A 17992-nucleotide genomic window follows, 5' to 3' on the forward strand; every position below is an offset into this window, starting at 1 on the left:
AGATCCCCGCCTCCCGGCACGCTATCGCCAAACTCTTACCCTGGGCCGTCTGCACCTCAATCTGGCGCAGCTTCAGCACCACCTGCTCCGCACCCGTCTTCTGACCTCGCTTCATGTCCAGCTCCTTTAGTCCTGGCTGATCCTCTCAATCAGCCCGGTCCAAAGCCAGCCGGTCAGGTCACAGGCTCCGAACCTGTACACGATCATTCCGAACCGGGCCTTTGGCGGCACGAGCATCGCGAGAGTGCGGCGTGACGCCGGATTGATCAATGAAAGATTACACGCGGATATCGAGTCGACGACAATCTACTCGAAATTCTCCCATAATCTCGGGACGTTTGGCGGACTGGACCTCACGATCAACAACAGCTTCAATAAGAACTGGAGCTTCAGCAACGGTATCCAGCCAAATATTTATGATGCCAATCGTTTTTTCGAGGGTCCGGGGATCGGTGCCGCTCAATTGGCGCGCTCGGATCGCTACACCGACCTGACCAACCAGTTCGACATCACCGGAACCTACGATGCCGGCTTCGCCAAACAGACGCTGAAGGTCGGATACGATTTTCAACGCGGCGACCAATTGTTCAAATCGTCGCTTAACTTTGAGGATAGGGCCATCGTTCAGAGTATCAATCTGATACCGCGGCAGCCACTTTTTAGGCCAGACGAGCTGTACTTTGGTTTCGACACAAAATACACGACGCAGGGCGTTTATTTCCTCGACAAGATCGATACGCTCGACAACCGACTCCATATTCTGGGAATGGTCCGCAACGACTGGTTCCTGCAGTCGCTCGGTCAGAACCAGTTCAATCAAGTTGGCGACGACTTCGTGCTTTCCTACGGGGTCGAAAAGAACAGGGCCTCGACCTTATCCTGGACGGCTGGAGCGGCCTTCGACGTCACGGACTGGCTGACCGTCTATGGCAGCCGTAACACTGGTTTCAAGGCGAACCCCATCAGCCGTTCCGGCGTCCTGCCGCCGCAATACAGCGACCAGGCAGAGGCGGGCCTGCGTACCTTCTGGTTTGACAAGCGCCTCACCGTCAGCGGCGCCTTCTTCGACATCGCCCTGACCAACGTGGCCGTGCCGGACCCGTTCGACATTGAGCGGGCACGCTACATCCTCGTCGAGGGCCAGAAGAACCGCGGTTTTGAGGTCGAGGCACAGGGCGAGATCCTGCCGGGCCTCAACCTCATCGCCAGCTACGGCTTCGTCAACGCGACCTACAGCGGCAAGGTGAATGGCGGCGCGCCGGCCAGCGGCATCCCGAAGAACACGTTCAGCACTTGGATCACCTACACGGTCCAGGATTCGCCCTATGCCGGTCTCACCTTCGGCTTCGGCTCGCGCAGCCTGACGGACAGCATCATCAACGAGTTTACCGGGGTCCTTTACAAAGTCCCCGGCTACACGGTCTTCAACGCCATGATCGGATACGAGAAAGACGACTATTCGATCAGTCTCAAAATCAACAACCTGACCAACGAGTATTATTTTCAGCCTTCCTACCTCGGTGACTACGTCGGCGTCGGCCAGGGCCGTAGCGCACTGCTGACGGCGCGGTACAAGTTCTGAGGCCTCATCGCGTCGGGCCAGGCTTGGCCCGACGACACGACGACGTTCCGTCGATGTCGCGGACCTCCCGGGGAGGCCGCCGCTTCGGCGGTTTTCGGGCGGTCCGGCCCTCAAAGGTCTGCACAGCCTGACGGAAAGCCACACGAAACCGGGGCGCCGTCGCGCGCGGTCTTCGCGCGTGGATCCTCCGCGAGTGGGACACATGATCATCATCGCTTCGGCCATGGCCTGTCTCGGTCTTCTGACCTGCCTCGTCGCCGATCAGGCCGTACGCCCGGATCTCTACATCGTCGCGGGGTTCGTCGCCGCCGCCGCCGCCGCGGTCGGATGGTCAGGCGGCCTCTCCATCTATCTGAAGATCATCCTCCGCTTCTTCGCGATCGAGACGCTCGTATTCGGGCTCTGTGCCTGCGCGGACGCCGCCGGACTTTGGCCCGAGAGCCTAGCGGGCCTTCGGGTTCCGGCGAGTCTCGTCGGCTCGGTCGCGATTTTCAGCATCCTGGTCCATCTCGTGACGCGTATCGCAATCGTGCGGCGCGCCATGACCGTGGTCGACCGGTACTTTCGCAACGACGATCGTCTCAAGATCCGCTTCGTAGGCGCCCTGCGCGAGCGCTCCGTCGCCGCCACCCTCCTCGCCCTGAGCATCCTGTTCGTCCAGCTGAGAGTCTTCTTCTCGATCCAGCTGCTCCTGCTCTTCAGTTCCACGTCCGATGCGATGATGACCGGTGATTCGGCTACGTATTGGCGCACGCTCCTTTGGGACCTTCCTGTGCTGCTGGTCCCCTTCATGATTTCCGAGACAATCGATTACTACACGACCCAGCATCTGGCGTTCCGCTGGCGCAACTGGCTTACGACGGACTACGCAGATCGCTGGCTCGGGTCCGATGCCCATTACCGCCTGTCCCTTGGCGAATTGGAGGCCGACAACCCGGATCAGCGGATTCAGGAGGACATCCCGCGCTTCATCAATGGCGGACTGCACGGCGGACACGGCGTCCATAGCCTAACGATCGCGCTGATCTCCCAGGTGAGTTCGCTGTCGGCCTATACGATCATTCTGTGGGGGCTATCCGCCAAGGTCACCGATACCATCCCGGTGCCGGGCTTCTTCTTCTGGATCGCCTTGCTCTACGCCATCGTCTCCACAGCCGGCATGCTGATCGCCGGTCGGCGCTTGCCGGTCCTGGCCTTCGAGCGCCAGCACATGGAGGCCGATTACCGCTTCGGCCTCTCGCGCTTGCGGGAGTACGGCGAGCAGATCGCCCTCATGAAGGGGGCGCCGACCGAACTCCAGTTGATGGCCGGTAAGTTCGGCTTGGTCCGAGCGAATTTTTACGCGTTGACGAGAGTCAATACGTTGATTGACTTCTTCCGCTCCCTATTCGAACGAACTAACGTCTACATACCCCACATCGTGATCGGTGCCTTCTTCTTCACCAAGCAGATCACCCTCGGTGAGGCCGGTCAGGTGTCGAACGCCTTCTTCGCCGTTACGATGGGCCTCTCCTTCCTGATCTCGGCGTTCCCCGCCATGGCGGAACTCAAATCCGTCCTCGATCGGCTCACCTCCTTCGACACCGCCCTCTCAGTGGTCCACAGGCCGATGGGCGGGACCGTGACAACCGGGGAGGCCGACGCGATCACCCTGACCAATGCCGAGATCCGGCTGCCGGACGGGACGATCCTCTCGCGGATGCCGTCGCTGCGCCTCGCCGCCGGGGAGAACGCCCTGATCACGGGCCCGTCCGGCACCGGCAAATCCACATTGTTCCGGGTCCTGGCCGGCATCTGGCCTTCCTGGAGCGGAACCCTGACCCGGCCGCGCGACGCCGACATCCTGGTCCTGCCGCAGAAATCCTACCTGCCCTCCGGCACTCTCCTGACCGCCGTCAGCTATCCTCGCCCCGCCGGGGCCTATGACGATGACGCGGTGGTCGAGGCCCTGCAGGATGTCGGGCTCGGCCATCTTGCGCCGGACCTCGACCGCGACGACATCTGGGCGCAGCGCCTCTCCGGCGGCGAGCAGCAACGCCTGGCGATTGCGCGGGCGATCCTGAGCCGGCCCGCCTGGCTCTTCCTCGACGAGGCCACGGCCGCCCTGGACGACGCCTTCGAGCAGCAGATCTATGCCGCCCTGGCGCGCCGTCTGCCCGAGACCACCCTGATCTCCATCGGCCATCGCGAGAGCCTCACGGCGTTCCACCCACGCCGCATCGCACTGAAACCGAGCCTCGATCCCGCGCTCGATGCGCCACGCGACGGCCGTCAGGCGGCCGAATCCGCGCGAACCGTCGCGGCCGAATGAACCACCGCACACACTGTCCATCTCGCGAAACCCGGAACGCAGCATGTCCCCGACCGCAATCCCCGCCCGCGCGGACGGCGCCCCCGTGGAGCGGGCCTGGCTCTCCGAAGCCCTCGCGCTGATCGCAGCCGAGGCCGCCCGGAGCGCCGATACCCACCTGCTCCGGGTGCCCCTGGGCGGCCTGCCGGGCATCGATCTCTACGTGAAGGACGAATCCGCCCACGCCACGGGTAGCCTGAAGCACCGCCTCGCCCGCTCGCTCTTCCTCTACGGCCTCTGCAACGGCTGGATCGGCCCACGCACCACCATCGTGGAGGCATCGAGCGGCTCGACTGCCGTCTCGGAAGCCTATTTCGCAGAGGCTCTCGGCCTGCCCTTCGTCGCGGTCATGCCATCGAGCACGGCGGCCGAGAAGGTCGCGGAGATCACCCGCTACGGCGGGCGCTGCCACTTCGTGGAGGATCCAGGCGCGGTCTACGTCGCGGCGGCCCGGATCGCCGCCGAGACCGGCGGCCACTTCATGGACCAGTTCACCCATGCGGAGCGCGCCACCGACTGGCGGGGCAACAACAACATTGCCCAATCGATCTTCGACCAGATGTCCCGCGAGCGATTTCCAATTCCGCGCTGGCTCGTGGTCGGCGCCGGTACCGGCGGCACCTCGGCCACGATCGGCCGATTCGTGCGCTACCGGGGCCATCCCACGCGACTGTGCCTCGCCGATCCGGAAGCCTCGGTGTTCCACCGCCATCTCTCCGATCCGGCGGTGACGACGGTCTCCGGCCCCTGCTCGATCCTCGAAGGCATCGGCCGTAGCCGCCTCGAACCCTCGTTCCTACCCCAGCTCATCGACCGCTGGATCGCCGTGCCGGATGCCGCGAGCCTCGGCGCCGCCCGCGCCCTCGCCGAGAAGCTCGGGCGCTCATGCGGCAGCTCCACCGGGGCAAATCTCTGGGCGGCCGCCCTGCTGATCCGTGACATGGCGGAGCGGGGCGAGACTGGTTCGGTGGTGACGCTGCTCTGCGATTCCGGCGATCGCTATCGCAGCACTCATCTCGACGAGGCCTGGACGCGGGCGCGCGGCATCGACTGGAAAACCCCGTATACGGGCATGGTGGCCTTCCTCGCCCACGGCAGCTCCCCCGACACGAAGACCGACGCCTGAGACCCGCGAGATCGGCGCGCCCAGGTGGTCGTCGATAAGGCCAAGCCCTGCACGTGCGATTCCGGCGCCCCGTTCAGTCGCCGCCAGCTCACGTGAAACCCCAAGTCCGGATCTGTTCCGGGCAAGGGATAAAAAATCGTTCCGGGCGCTGTCGCTTCCGCCGTCTCGTCTCACAACAGCATTGAAACCCTGATGACGGCAGGATTGACGGAGGTTGGAACGCGATGCCGATTTCGAAGCGCGCAAACCCGAACGGGCCGGAAAGCACCGTCGTCCGATCCATCCTCCGGATTGCGGCGGTGGTCTTGCTGGTGAGTGGAGTCGGTCTCGCCCCAGTCCTTACCCCAGCCCTGGCACAGGATGTCCGCCCAGTTGGGACGGCCGAGGCGCCCGCTGTCTCGAGCGGTCCGGCCATCCCCGTTGCGACCATGGAGCCAGCCGTTCCGGTGGCCCCGGAGGCCGCTCCCGCAGCGCTTTCGTCCGGTCCTGTCGCGGTCGCCGGCGAGGCCCCCGCGTCCGCCAAGGCGGTTCCGGTTAAGCAGAAGTCCCACGACCTCTCCCCGATGGGTATGTTCTGGAACGCGGACCCGGTCGTGAAGGCCGTGATGATCAGCCTGGCGCTGGCCTCGGTGGCGACCTGGACCATCCTATTCAGCAAGATCGTCGGGCTGGTCCTCGCCAAGCGTCGCCTCAACCGGGCCGTGGCCTCCATCCGCACCGCCGCAAGCCTGTCCGAGGCCTGTACCCGCGTGCATCGCGGCGTCGGCCTACGCCTGCTCGTGGAGACCGAGGAGGAACTCGGGCTCTCTCAAGGCCTGCCCAGCGAGGGTATCAAGGAACGCGTCGCCATCGCCCTCCATCGCGTTGAGGTGGCCGAGAGCAAGAGCATGGCAAGCGGCACCGGTATTCTGGCCTCGATCGGCTCGATCGGTCCGTTCGTCGGCCTCTTTGGCACGGTCTGGGGCATCATGGGCAGCTTCATCGGCATCGCGAATTCCAACACGACCAACCTCGCCGTGGTGGCACCCGGTATCGCCGAGGCCCTGCTGGCGACCGGTATTGGCCTCGTTGCCGCCATCCCGGCGGTGGTCATCTACAACGCCCTGACCCGCTCCATCGGCGGCTACCGGACCCGGATGGGCGACGCGGTGGCGCTGATCATGCGGCACCTCTCCCGCGACCTCGATCGGCGCGAATCCGGTCTCTACCAGAACCGGCACGCCGGCGTGCGCCTCGCAGCGGAGTAACCGAACATGGCCGTACGTCTTGGTTCCGATAGCAGCGACGATTTGGTGGAGAATTCCGAGATCAACATCACGCCGTTCATCGACGTGATCCTCGTCCTCCTCATCATCTTCATGGTCGCCGCTCCGCTCTCCACCGTCGACGTGGCGGTGGAACTGCCGACCTCGGCCGCCCCCCAACAGCCCCGGCCGGAAAAGCCGATCTTCGTCAGCGTCAAGTCCGATCTCGCCCTCGCGCTCGGTGAGGAGATCGTCGCCCGTCCGGCCCTGGGACCTGCGCTGGATGCGCTGGCCAAGGGCAACAAGGACGAGCGTATCTTCCTTCGGGCCGACAAGGGCGTCCCCTACGGCGAGCTGATGCAGGTGATGAACCTGCTGCGGGCCGCCGGATACCTCAAAGTGGGCCTCGTCGGTCTCGAGGACGTTTCAGGCGGCACGCAGCCATGATCCAACCGCCGCCCGGGTCCTTCATCCTTCCGCGGGTGACGCCGCGGGTTCTCGATGACGAGGCCTCGCGTCTGGTGCGTTTCCTGATCTGGGGCGCCACCGCCTCCGTGACCCTCGGACTGCATGTGGGGCTCTATCTGTTCCTCACCCGCACGGGGACTCCACCGGAGCCGACGCCGCAGATGCCCGCGGCGGTGATGATCAACCTCTCGCCCATCGCCGTCTCGGCCAAGTCGGAGGTCGACAACGCCTCCGAGACGCCGCCGACGGCGGAGAGCCAGAAGGTCGAGACGATCGAGGCGGAGGAGCCACCCCCGCCAGCGCCGGAACTGATTCCCGACGCGCCGCCCCCGCCGCCGGACGTGGTGTCACAGGCCGTGCTCGCGCCGAAGCCGCTCGAACCCCCGAAGAAGAAGGTCGAGAAGCCGCCGGAGAAGCCGATCAAAAAGCCGGTGGAGAAGAAGGACAAGCCGAAGAAGCCCGAGGAAAAGCCCCGGGTGGCTTCGAAGAGCGGCGGCGGTCCGAAATCCGACCGACAGACCGCCGACGTCACGGCCGCCTCGGCTGCCGGCTCCGCAGTCAGCGAGGCGTCTCGCGCAAGCTGGCAGAACGAAGTCCGCAGCAAGATCGTGCGGGCGAAGCGCTTCCCCTCGGATGCATGCGGGCAATCCGGCGTCGCCGTGATCAGCGTAACCTTCGGCGCAAATGGCGGCGCCTCGGGTGTCCGGCTGGTGCGCTCCTCGGGGAACGCCTCTCTCGATGCGGAGGCCGTCGCGGTGATGTACCGCGCCGCGCCCTATCCGTCCCCGCCGGGGGGGAAGACCACCGTGCTGACGGTACCCCTGAACTTCCGCCAGTGAGCGGCACCCCACACATTCACCAATCGCGAGACGTGAGTTTTCGATGACACAGTCCCTGACGCGCCAGACCCGACCCAGCCCCGCCCAGGGCGAGGCCGACCCGGTCGCTGTCGCGACCCGCCGCCTCGAGAACGGGATGGACATCGTGGTCATCCCCGACCGGCGCAGCCCGATCGTGACGCACATGGTCTGGTACCGGAACGGTGCGGCCGAGGATCCTATGGGCCAGTCGGGCATCGCCCACTTCCTGGAACACCTGATGTTCAAGGGCACCGAGCGCTATCCCCCCCGGCAGTTCAGCGATCGCCTCGCCGCCATCGGCGGGCAGGAGAACGCCTTCACGTCGCATGATTTCACGGCCTATTTCCAGCGGGTCCCGGCGCCGTACCTTACGATGTGCATGGAGTACGAGGCCGACCGGATGACCAACCTCGTTCTCAGCGACGCGGTCGTTGCCTCCGAGCGGGATGTCGTCCTGGCCGAGCGCGGGATGTCCTGCGAGGCCGATCCCGCCGGTCTCCTCGAGGAAGCCGTGCAGGCGGCGGCCTTCCCGGCCCATCCCAGCGGCCGGCCGGTGATCGGATGGCGGCACGAGATCGAGGCCCTCGGACGCGCCGAGGCACTGGCCTATTACCGGCGCTACTACACTCCCTCGAACGCCATCCTGGTCGTGGCCGGCGATGCCGATCCGGAGGCGGTGTTCGACATGGCGGCCCGCATCTACGGTGCGAAGGCCGCGGCCGTGGCCGCCCCCCTGCGCGGACGCGTGCAGGATCCGCCGGTACGGACCCATCGGGCGATCACCCTGCGGGACGCTCAGGTTCAACAGCCACTCCTGCAGCGGCTCCACGCGGTTCCCTCGTCCCGTACCGGAGCGCCCGGCGAGGCCGAGGCCCTGGAGGTCCTGGCCTTCCTCCTCGGCGGCGACGAGACCTCCTTGTTCCACGAGCGCCTCGTGCGCGGCCTCGGCTGCACCAGCATCCATGCCGTCTATTGGGGTACGGCCTACGATCAGGCGAGCTTCCACATCCACGGGACGCCCGCCGCCGGGATCGCGCCAGACGTCCTTGACCGGGCCGTCGACGGGGCTCTGCTCGCCGCGCAGACCGACGGCTTCGCCGCGGAGGACATCGCGCGGGCCAAGACCCAGATCGTCGCGAGGGCCCTCTATGCCCGCGACAGCCAGGTCCAGCTCGCCGAATGGTACGGCATGTCGCTGTGCTGCGGCCTCTCGATCGCCGACCTCGACGCCTGGCAAGACACTATCGAGGCCGTAACACCCGAAGCCCTAGGCCATGCACTCCGGATGCTCGACCGGCAAACCGGTGTGTCCGGCTACCTCTTGGAAGCGGCCTGATCCGCATGAGACCCCTGACCATGAATCTTTCCGTCGATCCGGCCGCCATGGTCAGATCCTATGCCGATCGTGTGCAGCGCGTGACGAGTCCCGGGGGCGTGTCGGCCTGGCTCTTCGAGGATCACACCCTCCCCATCCTCTCGATGGGCTTCGGCTTCCGTGGCGGCGCCGCCCGTGACCCCGCCGGCAAGGCCGGCACGGCCCGGATGCTCGCCGACCTATTGACCGAGGGAGCCTCGAACCTCGACGGCAGCGCGTTCCGGCGCGCCTTGGGCGACAGCGCCGTCCAGCTGTCCTTCTCGGCCCAGACCGAGAGCCTGCGGGGATCGCTTCGGACCCTCGCCCGCAACGCGAACCAGGCCTTTCACCTTCTCGGCTTGTCGTTGCGCGATCCGCTCCTGACGCAGACCGATCAGGACCGCATACGGGACGCGGCCTGCGCCCAGGTTCGGAGTGCTCAGGCACAGACCGATCACGTGGCGATGACCGCGCTGTTCGCGCAAGGGTTTCCCGACCATCCTTATGGGCGCCCGACCGGCGGTGACCTCACCTCCCTCCCGGCGATCACCCGGACGGACATCGTCGCGCTGAAGGAGACCCTGCTCACACGGGACAACCTGGAGATCGCGGTGGTCGGCGCCGTCAGCGCCGATGCCCTGGGACAGCTCCTGGACAGCGCCTTTGTCGAGCTTCCCGGCGGCGCGATGCCCCCCTTGCCATCCTGCGCCCTGGCGCATGTGGGGGAGCGCTTCGTGATGTCGATGCCCTCGCCGCAGACGGCGATCTATTTCGGCCGCCCCGGCCTGCCGCGAGCCGACGAGGACGCCATGGCCTCCGTGGTGGTCAACCATTGCCTCGGCGGCGGAGCCTTCAGCTCCCGCCTGTTCCGGGAGGTCCGCGAGGCGCGCGGGCTCTGCTACTCGGTCTGGTCGATACTGCGCTTCAATGACGGAGGCACCACCTTCCTCGGCGCCACCGCGACGCCGAACGAGCGGGCGGGGGAGGCCCTAGGCGTGATCCAGGGGGAGGTCGCTCGGCTCGTGCAGGAGGGGGTCGGCGCCGATGAACTCGAAGCGGCCAAGAGCTACCTCACCGGCTCCTACGGCCTCAACTTCGACACGTCCCGCTCGATCGCCAATTTGCTGCTCGGGCTGAAGTTTGACGGGCGCGATCCGAGCTGGCTCGACGAGCGCAACCGGCGGATCGCGGCCGTGACCGAGGCGGACGCGGCCCGCGCCATCGAACGCCTGTTCGGCGACGGGGCGCTGCTCGTGACGGCCGCCGGCGAGCCGGCTGGCTTGTGAACCGGACGACGCCCGGTCTGGGCAGTCTCGACAGTGGGCAACCATCCTGGCCACGGCCACGGAACGGAGAGTAAGATCATGAAAACGATCATGACGGCAAGCCTGGGCATGATGATGGTGCTGCGAGCGCGGCCCTGGCGCAGAACCGGACACCGCCGCGGCCGCCGGAACTCGCCGAGGCCGAGCGCACGGGGATCGAGCGGACGCGCAGCGCCCTCGTGTCGAACCCGGCCGAGGTTCCGCTGGAGGCGCCGGTCGGCAAGGTGGGCCGTTCCTTCGGACCCAACGTGATGGGCGCGATCTTCGCACCGGTCGGTATCATCGTCGCTCCGATCAACGAGGGCCTGCGCGCCATCGATACGGCCATCGCGCCGATCAACGTCGCTCTTCGGCCGCTGACCGGCCGCATCGCGGTCCCGGCCGGCGAGCCCTCCGTGATCCCGGCTGCTACGGTCCCCGGCCCACGCAAGTAGCGTGATCCGATCACTCCTGAAGCCGTTTCCATCGAGGGAGCGACAGCCAAGTCGTCGACGTATCCAGCGTGGGCATCCGGCGATGGCCGCGCTCGACGGCATCGCGCACTCGGCTGAAGGCTGACCTGAATGCTGGCGTTGAGGTCAGCGGGTCGGGTTATTGGTGGGGACCGAACGACGGCGGCGCGGGTCGTTTGAGGACAAGGTGCGGATCGTCGAAGCTCGTACGCGGTCAGGGTATCGGTGTGTTCGGTGGCACGCCGGCACGGGATCGCCCAGGGTCTGCTGTCCACGTGGCGACGCCAAGCTCGGCAAGGCCGTTTGGGCGGGGACGAGCAGGCCCCGGTCTTCGTGCCCGTTACGATCACCCCGGAGCCGTCGCCGGTACTTCCGGCTTTGCCGTCGAATGCCCCTGGTGCTGCGGCCCAGCGCCGTCGCGCGCGGCGTTTAAGACCGGTGTCTGGCTGGCGACCGGCCACACCGACATGCGCAAGGGCTTCTCCAGTCTGGGCCTGATCGTCCAGAAGACGTTGAAGCGCGATCCCCATTGCGGGCACCTGCTCGTGTTCCGGGGCTGGCGCGGCGAAAGGCGATCTGGCACGATGGCCAAGGCGCGTGCCTGTACACCAAGCGACTCGACCGCGGCCGTTTCCTGTGGCCAACGGTGGCGGACGGAGCCGTGGCGATCTCGACGGCCCAACGCGGCTGCCTCCTCTCGGGTATCGACTGCCGGATGCCTCAGCAGAGCTGACGTCCAAGCGCCGTTGACTGAGGATAACGCATTACAACAACTGAGCAATATGCTCTTCGCGGTGCGTGCCCGACGCGCCTGAGCCGTCACCGATCTCGCCGCCGCCGACGCCATGATCCTAGCCGAGCGGGCGGCGCGGCTTTTGTCCGAGATCGCGGTCGAACGGCTGAAGCAGGAGGTCGCCCGGCTGCGATGGAAGCGCTTCGGGACCTCCTCGGAACGCAGCGCCCGGATCGACCGGCTCGAACTGACGCTGGAGGATCTGGAGGACACGCTGGCCAACATGGACGCGGAGGCGACCAGCAAGCCCAAGGCACACGCCGCCACGACGTCCTCCCTGCGCAAGCGTGCGCGTGGCCCCTGCCCGAACATCTGCCGCGCTAGCGCCTCATCCATCCCGGCCCGACGACCTGAGCCTACTTTGGCGGAACACGCCTGCGCCCTCTCGGCGAGGACGTCATCGAGACCCTGGAGCCGATCCCGGCACGCTGGGTCTCGCAGCCCCCTGTTGATCGGTGGTCCTACACGTCACGTCAGCGGATTGCCGTAACAAACGACTCAATCTGCGCCTGGGCAAGGGCCAGGGTCTGGCCAAGTGGATGATCGCTAAAATAGATCCGGACCGTAATCAGTGTCAGGGCCAAGGTCCAGAAGACAACGATAGCGGCATTGCGTGCCCGCCAATCACCCTGCACCATGAGTGGGGTGCGATCTTCTCCCAACGGCTCACCGTATGGGTCGAAGCTGATGGCGTTGACGTTTGAACGCGTGGTCATGACCAGAACATCGGGCTTTGCCTGCTACCGATCAATGGATGAGCTTTTTGAATTTCCGACGGTATAGAGAGTGGTTTTCTCTTTTTAACGATCGGGGCAGAAGTTCCTTTCTGGCGAGCAGGCAGGCATCTCCGAGCAGGTAGAATGTGCGTGAAGGCAACCTCGAATCCGACCGTCTCGGCAAGGGCAGCCACATCGCGCAGGCGATCGACGCTTCTGCCAGGCATCGCCCTCTGCCTCGCCGTGACCGGAATCGCCATGACCATCCAGGCCTGGGAGGAGCGCGCTACCGGGCATCCTTATATTGAAGCGCTGGTCATCGCGATCCTGTTCGGCATCGCGATCCGCACCGTCTGGATGCCGGGCGAGCGCTTCCGTACGGGGATCGCCTTCAGCGCCAAGCAGCTGCTCGAACTGGCCGTGACGCTGCTGGGAGCCTCCGTCAGCCTCGGCGCCATCGTCGCCTCGGGACCGGCATTGCTCACCGGCATCGTCGGCACGGTGTTCCTTGCAATCACCGCGAGCTACGCCATCTGCCGGGGCCTCGGCCTGCCGGCCCGGATGGCGATCCTCGTGGCCTGCGGCAATGCCATCTGCGGCAACTCGGCCATCGCCGCCGTGGCGCCGGTGATCGGGGCCGACAGCAAGGACGTCGCCGGCTCCATCGCCTTCACCGCCGTGCTCGGTGTGCTAATGGTCCTCGGCCTGCCCCTCTTCATTCCTCTCGCCGGTCTATCGGACCACCAGTACGGAGTGCTGGCGGGCCTTACAGTCTATGCCGTGCCTCAGGTGCTCGCCGCCACCGTGCCCGTGGGGCTGCTCAGCACCCAGGTCGGCACCTTGGTCAAGCTGGTGCGGGTGCTGATGCTCGGGCCCGTCGTCATCGCGTTCTCGCTCATCGCCCATCGGCTGCCCCCGGAAGACGGTGTTCGGACGACGCCGCCGGCGCGGCTCGGCTTCACCAAGCTCGTGCCCTGGTTCATCCTCGGTTTCCTCGGGCTGGCGACCCTGCGCTCCCTCGGCCTGATCCCCGAGGCAGCCTCCGGTCCGGTCAAGCAATTCGCCGGTTTCCTGACGATCATGTCCATGGCCGCCCTCGGTCTCGGCGTCGATGTCCGGGTCCTGGCGCGCATGGGCGGCCGGGTGACCCTGGCCGTCACCGGCTCTCTCGCCGTCCTCCTGGCCATCAGCCTGATCCTCATCCGGGTCCTCGGCATCTCCTGACCACTTTATCTGCGGTGAGAAGACAGCGTGCCGAGCCGACCGGGAGTGGTGACGTTGGCGGCGACCGGGTACGGATCGCATCTCCGTGCGCAACGCGAACCCGCATCTTGCTGAATCGGTCGTCCGATGGTCCATACCGCCTACAATCCCGCCCTCGTCGCCCTGTCCATCGCCATCGCCATCTTCGCCTCCTACACCGCCCTGGACCTCGGATCGCGGGTGAACGGTGCGTCGGGAGGGCGTCGCTTCGCCTGGATCGGCGGAGCGGCGTTAGCGATGGGCGGTGGCATCTGGTCGATGCATTTCGTCGGGATGCTCGCTTTCGAGATGGGGATACCCGCCGCTTACGATGCTGGTCTCACCCTGATCTCGCTGCTCATCGCCATCGGCGCCACCGGCGCCGCCTTCGCCTGGGTCGGCCGGACGGGCGCCGGGACCCGCGATGTCCTGGTGAGCGGTCCCCTCATGGGAATCGGCATCGCCGGCATGCACTATACCGGCATGGCGGCGCTGCATGTGCCCGGGAGCCTGGCCTACAGCCTCTCCATCGCCGCGTTATCGGTTCTGATCGCGGTGACGGCGGCGACCGTGGGTCTCTGGTTGACCTTCCGGCATCACGGAGTCTGGCAAAAGATCGTGGCGGCCTTCGTGATGGGATTCGCGGTTGCCGGGATGCATTACACAGGCATGGCCGCCGCGACCTTTACCGCCGGGGAAGCAGGCGCCCATGCAGGCCATGTCTCCGCCCTCGCGCCGAACCAGCAGAACCTCGCCCTCCTCGTCGGCGGCGCGACCTTCCTCATCCTGTTCCTCGCCATGCTCGCCTCTTCCATCGACCAGCAGCGCGTCCAGCGTGAGCTGAGCGCCAGCGAAGCACGGTTCCGTGCCGCGGTTCAGGCCGTGCGCGGCGTGCTCTGGACCAACGATGCCAAGGGTCGGATGGTCGGAGAGCAGCCGGGTTGGTCGGCGATCACCGGCCAGTCGCGGGAGGAGTACCAGGGTTTTGGATGGGCCGACGCCGTGCATCCGGACGATTCCGGGCCGACCATTGAGGCCTGGAACGCAACGGTGCGGGATAAGCGCACCTTCGTCCACGAGCACCGTGTCCGCGCGAGCGACGGGACGTGGCGGCATTACGCCATCCGCGCGGTCCCGGTTCTCACCCCTGACGGGGCTATCCGCGAATGGGTCGGCGTGCATACCGACATCACCGAGCAACGCCAGGCCGAGGCGGAACTTCGGGAATCGAACGAGGAGATCCAGCGATACGCCTATATCGTCAGCCACGACCTTCGCGCACCGCTGGTCAACGTCATGGGTTTCACGAGCGAACTCGATGCGACGCGGGATGAGATCCGCTCCGCCCTCAAGGGTCACGTGGACGCGGCCAGGATCGATGCGGATTTCGGCGAGGCCCTCGGCTTCATCAGCGCGGCGGTCACCCGCATGGAGAGTCTGATCGCCGCCATCCTCAAGCTGTCCCGTGAAGGGCGGCGGAGTTTCAGGCCGGAATCCCTCGATCTGAACGCGCTGTTCCAGCGTCTTGCCGATGCGCATCGCCATCAGACCGACGCCGCCAGTGCGGAGGTGATCGTCGCATCCGATCTGCCGAAAATCACCGCCGATCGACTGGCAATGGAGCAGATCTTCGGTAACCTTCTCGATAATGCGGTGAAGTATCTCGATCCCGCGCGAACCGGCCGCATCGCCATCACGGCCACGGCCGTCGGGGCGAGAATCCGCATCGACATCAGCGATAATGGCAGGGGCATCGCCGAGCGCGACCATGCCCGGGTCTTCGAACTCTTCCGCCGCTCGGGCACACAAGACCGGCCGGGTGAAGGAATCGGTCTCGCGCATGTGAAGGCCCTGGTCCGCTCGCTGGGCGGACGAATCGACGTCACCTCCAAGCTCGGGGACGGCACCACCTTCAGCGTGACGCTGCCTCGCGGGAGCGCTACAGCATTGAATGAGGGTGCCCGAGCGACGTCCCTCGCAGCAGAATGAGGCGTGGTCCGAACGTGCAACCCGTCAGTATCGTGATGATCGAGGATGACGAGGGCCATGCCCGCCTCATCGAGCGCAACATTCGCAGAGCGGGCGTCAACAACGAGATCATCCCGTTCCGGGATGGGACGTCGGCACTTGCCTATCTGCTCGGCCCGGATGGCTCGGGGGAAGCGAGCGCCAAACGCGCGCTTCTGATCCTGCTCGATCTCAACCTCCCCGATATGACCGGCATCGATATTCTAGAGAAAGTGAAGGCGAATCCCCATACGCGGCGCTCGCCCGTGGTCGTCCTCACCACCACCGATGACAACCGCGAGGTGCAGCGCTGTTACGATCTCGGCGCCAACGTCTACATCACCAAGCCGGTGAATTATGAGGGCTTCTCCAACGCCATCCGTCAGCTCGGGTTGTTCCTTTCCGTGATGCAGGTGCCCGAGAATCCATGACGGTTTCAGCATGAGCGCCCCCGTCCCCCCGGAGCGCGGTCGCATCCTCTACGTCGACGACGATCCCGGTCTCGGGCGCCTCGTGCAGAAGGGCCTGAACGCGCGCGGCTATTCCGTGGAACTCGCTGCCACCGGCGACGAGGGGCTTGCGCGCCTGAGCCGGGGCGGTATCGATCTCGTGGCCCTCGATCATCACATGCCCGGCCAGACCGGTCTCGACGTGCTGCCCGCCATCCGCGCCATGCCCTTCGCCCCGCCGGTGATCTACGTCACCGGGTCCGAGGACAGCCGCGTCGCGGTCGCCGCCCTGAAGGCCGGGGCCGTCGATTACGTCTGGAAGGATCTGCAGGGACAGTTCCGCGAACTCCTTGGCGAGGCGATCGACACCGCGTTACGCCAGGAAGCCATGCGGCGCGACAAGGAACGGGCCGAGGCGGAGGTCCGTGAAGCCCGCGACCGGGCGGTCATGCTGCTGCGCGAGGTCAACCACAGGGTCGCCAACTCGCTCGCCTTGGTAGCGGCGCTGACACATATGCAGACCAATGCGGTCTCCGACCCGGCAGCGAAGGCGGCCTTGCGTGAAATGCAGGCGCGGATCTCCGCAATCGCCGGCATTCACCGCCGACTCTACACCTCGGACGACGTCGAGGCGGTGGAACTCGATGCCTATCTTGCGAGCCTCGTCGAGGAGTTGCAGGGGGCCATGAAGGCGGCGGGTCGCGACCACGCCATTCGCCTCATCGCGGAGCCTATCCGCCTCCCCACCGACAAGGCGGTTTCCGTCGGAGTCGTCGTCACCGAGCTCGTCACGAACGCCTACAAATACGCCTATCCACCGGACGTTCTGGGCGAGATCCGGGTCGTGGTAGGCAGCGATGGCGCGGAGAGCGTGCGGCTGACCGTGGAGGATGACGGCATCGGCTGGACCGGCGAGGGCCAGCCTCGCGGGACCGGTCTCGGCTCCCGCATCGTCAAGGCCATGGCCTCCAACCTGCGCTCTGCGCTGGTTTATCGGGAGACGGGGATCGGAACCAAGGCGACGCTACTGTTCCAGGGGTGAACGGTCAGCCCATTTGAAGGCGAACCCGGCGCTTCGCTTCCCGCGTGAAATGCCCTATTTCCTGTGCGCTCTCCGTTAGATATCCGGGGCAGATCATGAGACCTGTTGTCGTCGCCGTCGCCATCACCGGCTCCGTCCCGCGAAAGGCGGACAATCCGGCCCTTCCGGTGACGGTCGCCGAACAGATTGCATCGACGCGCCAAGCCTACGAGGCAGGCGCGGCCTTGGTGCACATCCATGTGCGCAACGACGACGAGACGCCCTCCTCCGATCCCGAGCGCTTCGCAGCCGTGCAGGAGGGAATCCGCCGCCATTGCCCCGGTATGATCGTGCAGTTCTCCACGGGCGGACGCGGACGTGATCGAGCGAGCCGTGGCCTGTCGCTCCGCCACCGGCCGGACATGGCCTCGCTCTCCACCGGCTCAGTCAATTTCCCGACTATCGTCTATGAGAATCCGGCGAGCCTCGTGACCGAACTTGCGGGCCAGATGCAGGAGTACGGCATCCGGCCGGAGATCGAGATCTTCGACCTCTCTCACCTGCATGGTGCCCGGCGGCTGGTGGATGAGGGGCTGATGAATGCCCGTCCCCACGTCCAGTTCGTCATGGGCGTTGAGAACGCTCTCCCGGCTAACGAGCGCCTGCTCGACCTGCTTCTCGGCGAATTGAGGCAAATTCTGCCCCAAGCGACTTGGACCGCCGCCGGCATCGGCCGGCATCAGGCCGAGGTGATGGATTGGGCGCTGGAGCGCGGGGCCGATGCGGTGCGGACCGGATTGGAGGACAACATCCGGGTCTCGAAGCACCAGTTGGCGGCGAGCAATGCCGAACTCGTCGGGCTTGCCGTCGAGCGGGTGCTTCGCTGCGGCCGAACCATCGCGACGCCCGTCGAGGCCCGCGCCGTGCTCGGGGTACCGCCCTGAGCGCTGACCGGGCCGAAAACCGGACGATGCCGAGGCTCGTCCGGGTCGAAGGGTTGCGG

17 protein-coding genes and 2 pseudogenes are annotated in these 17992 nt (G+C 66.0%); 17 read left to right on the plus strand and 2 right to left on the minus strand.

Going from position 1 to position 17992, the window contains the following annotated elements:
- Positions 1–115, minus strand: a pseudogene (locus tag FPV16_RS20020) (IS3 family transposase); the annotation flags it as partial.
- Positions 116–244: 129 nt separating this feature from the next.
- On the opposite strand from FPV16_RS20020, the gene FPV16_RS20025 reads away from it, so the two are divergent.
- The 12 genes and pseudogenes from FPV16_RS20025 (at position 245) to FPV16_RS20080 (ending at position 12044) form a co-directional block, all read left to right on the plus strand.
- Positions 245–1582: a TonB-dependent siderophore receptor gene (locus FPV16_RS20025; protein ID WP_227440124.1), complete on the plus strand. Its 1338-nt coding sequence runs from the start codon at positions 245–247 to the stop codon at positions 1580–1582.
- Between the two features lie 202 nt (positions 1583–1784).
- Entirely contained in the window at positions 1785–3893 is a 2109-nt protein-coding gene (locus tag FPV16_RS20030) for an ABC transporter ATP-binding protein/permease (RefSeq protein ID WP_227440125.1), read from the plus strand.
- Between the two features lie 43 nt (positions 3894–3936).
- A complete protein-coding gene (locus FPV16_RS20035; RefSeq protein ID WP_227440126.1) occupies positions 3937–5058 on the plus strand; it encodes a PLP-dependent cysteine synthase family protein in 1122 nt (373 codons plus the stop codon).
- 224 nt (positions 5059–5282) lie between these two features.
- Positions 5283–6305: a tonB-system energizer ExbB gene (gene exbB / locus FPV16_RS20040; RefSeq protein ID WP_227440127.1), complete on the plus strand. Its 1023-nt coding sequence runs from the start codon at positions 5283–5285 to the stop codon at positions 6303–6305.
- 6 nt (positions 6306–6311) lie between these two features.
- The gene (gene exbD, locus FPV16_RS20045; protein ID WP_227440128.1) at positions 6312–6749 is read left to right on the plus strand and encodes a TonB system transport protein ExbD; all 438 of its coding nucleotides are present in this window, start codon (positions 6312–6314) and stop codon (positions 6747–6749) included.
- Positions 6746–7609: a TonB family protein gene (locus tag FPV16_RS20050; protein ID WP_227440129.1), complete on the plus strand. Its 864-nt coding sequence runs from the start codon at positions 6746–6748 to the stop codon at positions 7607–7609. The genes exbD and FPV16_RS20050 overlap by 4 nt, the downstream gene beginning before the upstream one ends.
- A 43-nt stretch (positions 7610–7652) precedes the next feature.
- Positions 7653–8966 carry a M16 family metallopeptidase gene (locus tag FPV16_RS20055; RefSeq protein WP_227440130.1) on the plus strand — a complete coding sequence of 438 codons (1314 nt, stop codon included), beginning with the start codon at positions 7653–7655 and terminating at the stop codon, positions 8964–8966.
- A 20-nt stretch (positions 8967–8986) separates the two neighbouring features.
- Positions 8987–10270, plus strand: coding sequence for a M16 family metallopeptidase (locus FPV16_RS20060; RefSeq protein WP_227440131.1), 1284 nt, complete (start codon positions 8987–8989; stop codon positions 10268–10270).
- Between the two features lie 218 nt (positions 10271–10488).
- The gene (locus FPV16_RS20065) at positions 10489–10743 is read left to right on the plus strand and encodes a hypothetical protein (protein ID WP_227440132.1); all 255 of its coding nucleotides are present in this window, start codon (positions 10489–10491) and stop codon (positions 10741–10743) included.
- Positions 10744–10986: 243 nt separating this feature from the next.
- Entirely contained in the window at positions 10987–11259 is a 273-nt protein-coding gene (locus FPV16_RS26460; RefSeq protein ID WP_227440133.1) for a transposase, read from the plus strand.
- Positions 11208–11494 (plus strand): annotated as a pseudogene (tnpB, locus tag FPV16_RS26330) (IS66 family insertion sequence element accessory protein TnpB). The gene FPV16_RS26460 and the pseudogene tnpB overlap by 52 nt, the downstream one beginning before the upstream one ends.
- A 112-nt stretch (positions 11495–11606) precedes the next feature.
- Positions 11607–12044: a transposase gene (locus FPV16_RS20080; protein ID WP_227440134.1), complete on the plus strand. Its 438-nt coding sequence runs from the start codon at positions 11607–11609 to the stop codon at positions 12042–12044.
- On the opposite strand, the gene FPV16_RS20085 is transcribed toward FPV16_RS20080, so the two are convergent.
- On the minus strand, positions 12028–12270 hold the full coding sequence (locus FPV16_RS20085) for a hypothetical protein (RefSeq protein ID WP_227440135.1): 243 nt from the start codon (positions 12268–12270) through the stop codon (positions 12028–12030). The two genes, FPV16_RS20080 and FPV16_RS20085, sit on opposite strands and share 17 nt — an antisense overlap.
- Positions 12271–12414: 144 nt before the next feature.
- Between FPV16_RS20085 and FPV16_RS20090 the strand changes: the two genes are divergently transcribed.
- The 5 genes from FPV16_RS20090 (at position 12415) to FPV16_RS20110 (ending at position 17933) form a co-directional block, all read left to right on the plus strand.
- Positions 12415–13494, plus strand: a complete 1080-nt coding sequence (locus FPV16_RS20090) for a YeiH family protein (RefSeq protein ID WP_227440136.1) — start codon at positions 12415–12417, stop codon at positions 13492–13494.
- Between the two features lie 126 nt (positions 13495–13620).
- A complete protein-coding gene (locus FPV16_RS20095) occupies positions 13621–15501 on the plus strand; it encodes an MHYT domain-containing protein (RefSeq protein ID WP_227440137.1) in 1881 nt (626 codons plus the stop codon).
- Positions 15502–15536: 35 nt separating this feature from the next.
- Positions 15537–15950: a response regulator gene (locus tag FPV16_RS20100; RefSeq protein WP_319802260.1), complete on the plus strand. Its 414-nt coding sequence runs from the start codon at positions 15537–15539 to the stop codon at positions 15948–15950.
- A 10-nt stretch (positions 15951–15960) separates the two neighbouring features.
- A complete protein-coding gene (locus FPV16_RS20105) occupies positions 15961–17010 on the plus strand; it encodes a response regulator (RefSeq protein ID WP_227440139.1) in 1050 nt (349 codons plus the stop codon).
- A 95-nt stretch (positions 17011–17105) separates the two neighbouring features.
- Positions 17106–17933, plus strand: coding sequence for a 3-keto-5-aminohexanoate cleavage protein (locus tag FPV16_RS20110; RefSeq protein WP_227440140.1), 828 nt, complete (start codon positions 17106–17108; stop codon positions 17931–17933).
- The last annotated feature ends 59 nt before the right edge of the window (positions 17934–17992 follow it).

Origin of the sequence: Methylobacterium sp. W2, assembly GCF_020662345.1 — a bacterium.
Taxonomy (GTDB): domain Bacteria; phylum Pseudomonadota; class Alphaproteobacteria; order Rhizobiales; family Beijerinckiaceae; genus Methylobacterium.

Coding starts and splice junctions, on each gene's coding strand:
- FPV16_RS20080 (WP_227440134.1), top strand. CDS start 11,607: ATGATCCTAGCCGAGCGGGCGGCGCGGCTTTTGTCCGAGATCGCGGTC.
- exbB (WP_227440127.1), top strand. CDS start 5,283: ATGCCGATTTCGAAGCGCGCAAACCCGAACGGGCCGGAAAGCACCGTC.
- FPV16_RS20050 (WP_227440129.1), top strand. CDS start 6,746: ATGATCCAACCGCCGCCCGGGTCCTTCATCCTTCCGCGGGTGACGCCG.
- FPV16_RS20095 (WP_227440137.1), top strand. CDS start 13,621: ATGGTCCATACCGCCTACAATCCCGCCCTCGTCGCCCTGTCCATCGCC.
- FPV16_RS20060 (WP_227440131.1), top strand. CDS start 8,987: ATGAATCTTTCCGTCGATCCGGCCGCCATGGTCAGATCCTATGCCGAT.
- FPV16_RS20030 (WP_227440125.1), top strand. CDS start 1,785: ATGATCATCATCGCTTCGGCCATGGCCTGTCTCGGTCTTCTGACCTGC.
- FPV16_RS20105 (WP_227440139.1), top strand. CDS start 15,961: ATGAGCGCCCCCGTCCCCCCGGAGCGCGGTCGCATCCTCTACGTCGAC.
- FPV16_RS20090 (WP_227440136.1), top strand. CDS start 12,415: ATGTGCGTGAAGGCAACCTCGAATCCGACCGTCTCGGCAAGGGCAGCC.
- FPV16_RS20035 (WP_227440126.1), top strand. CDS start 3,937: ATGTCCCCGACCGCAATCCCCGCCCGCGCGGACGGCGCCCCCGTGGAG.
- exbD (WP_227440128.1), top strand. CDS start 6,312: ATGGCCGTACGTCTTGGTTCCGATAGCAGCGACGATTTGGTGGAGAAT.
- FPV16_RS20110 (WP_227440140.1), top strand. CDS start 17,106: ATGAGACCTGTTGTCGTCGCCGTCGCCATCACCGGCTCCGTCCCGCGA.
- FPV16_RS20055 (WP_227440130.1), top strand. CDS start 7,653: ATGACACAGTCCCTGACGCGCCAGACCCGACCCAGCCCCGCCCAGGGC.
- FPV16_RS20100 (WP_319802260.1), top strand. CDS start 15,537: ATGATCGAGGATGACGAGGGCCATGCCCGCCTCATCGAGCGCAACATT.
- FPV16_RS20085 (WP_227440135.1), bottom strand. CDS start 12,270: ATGACCACGCGTTCAAACGTCAACGCCATCAGCTTCGACCCATACGGT.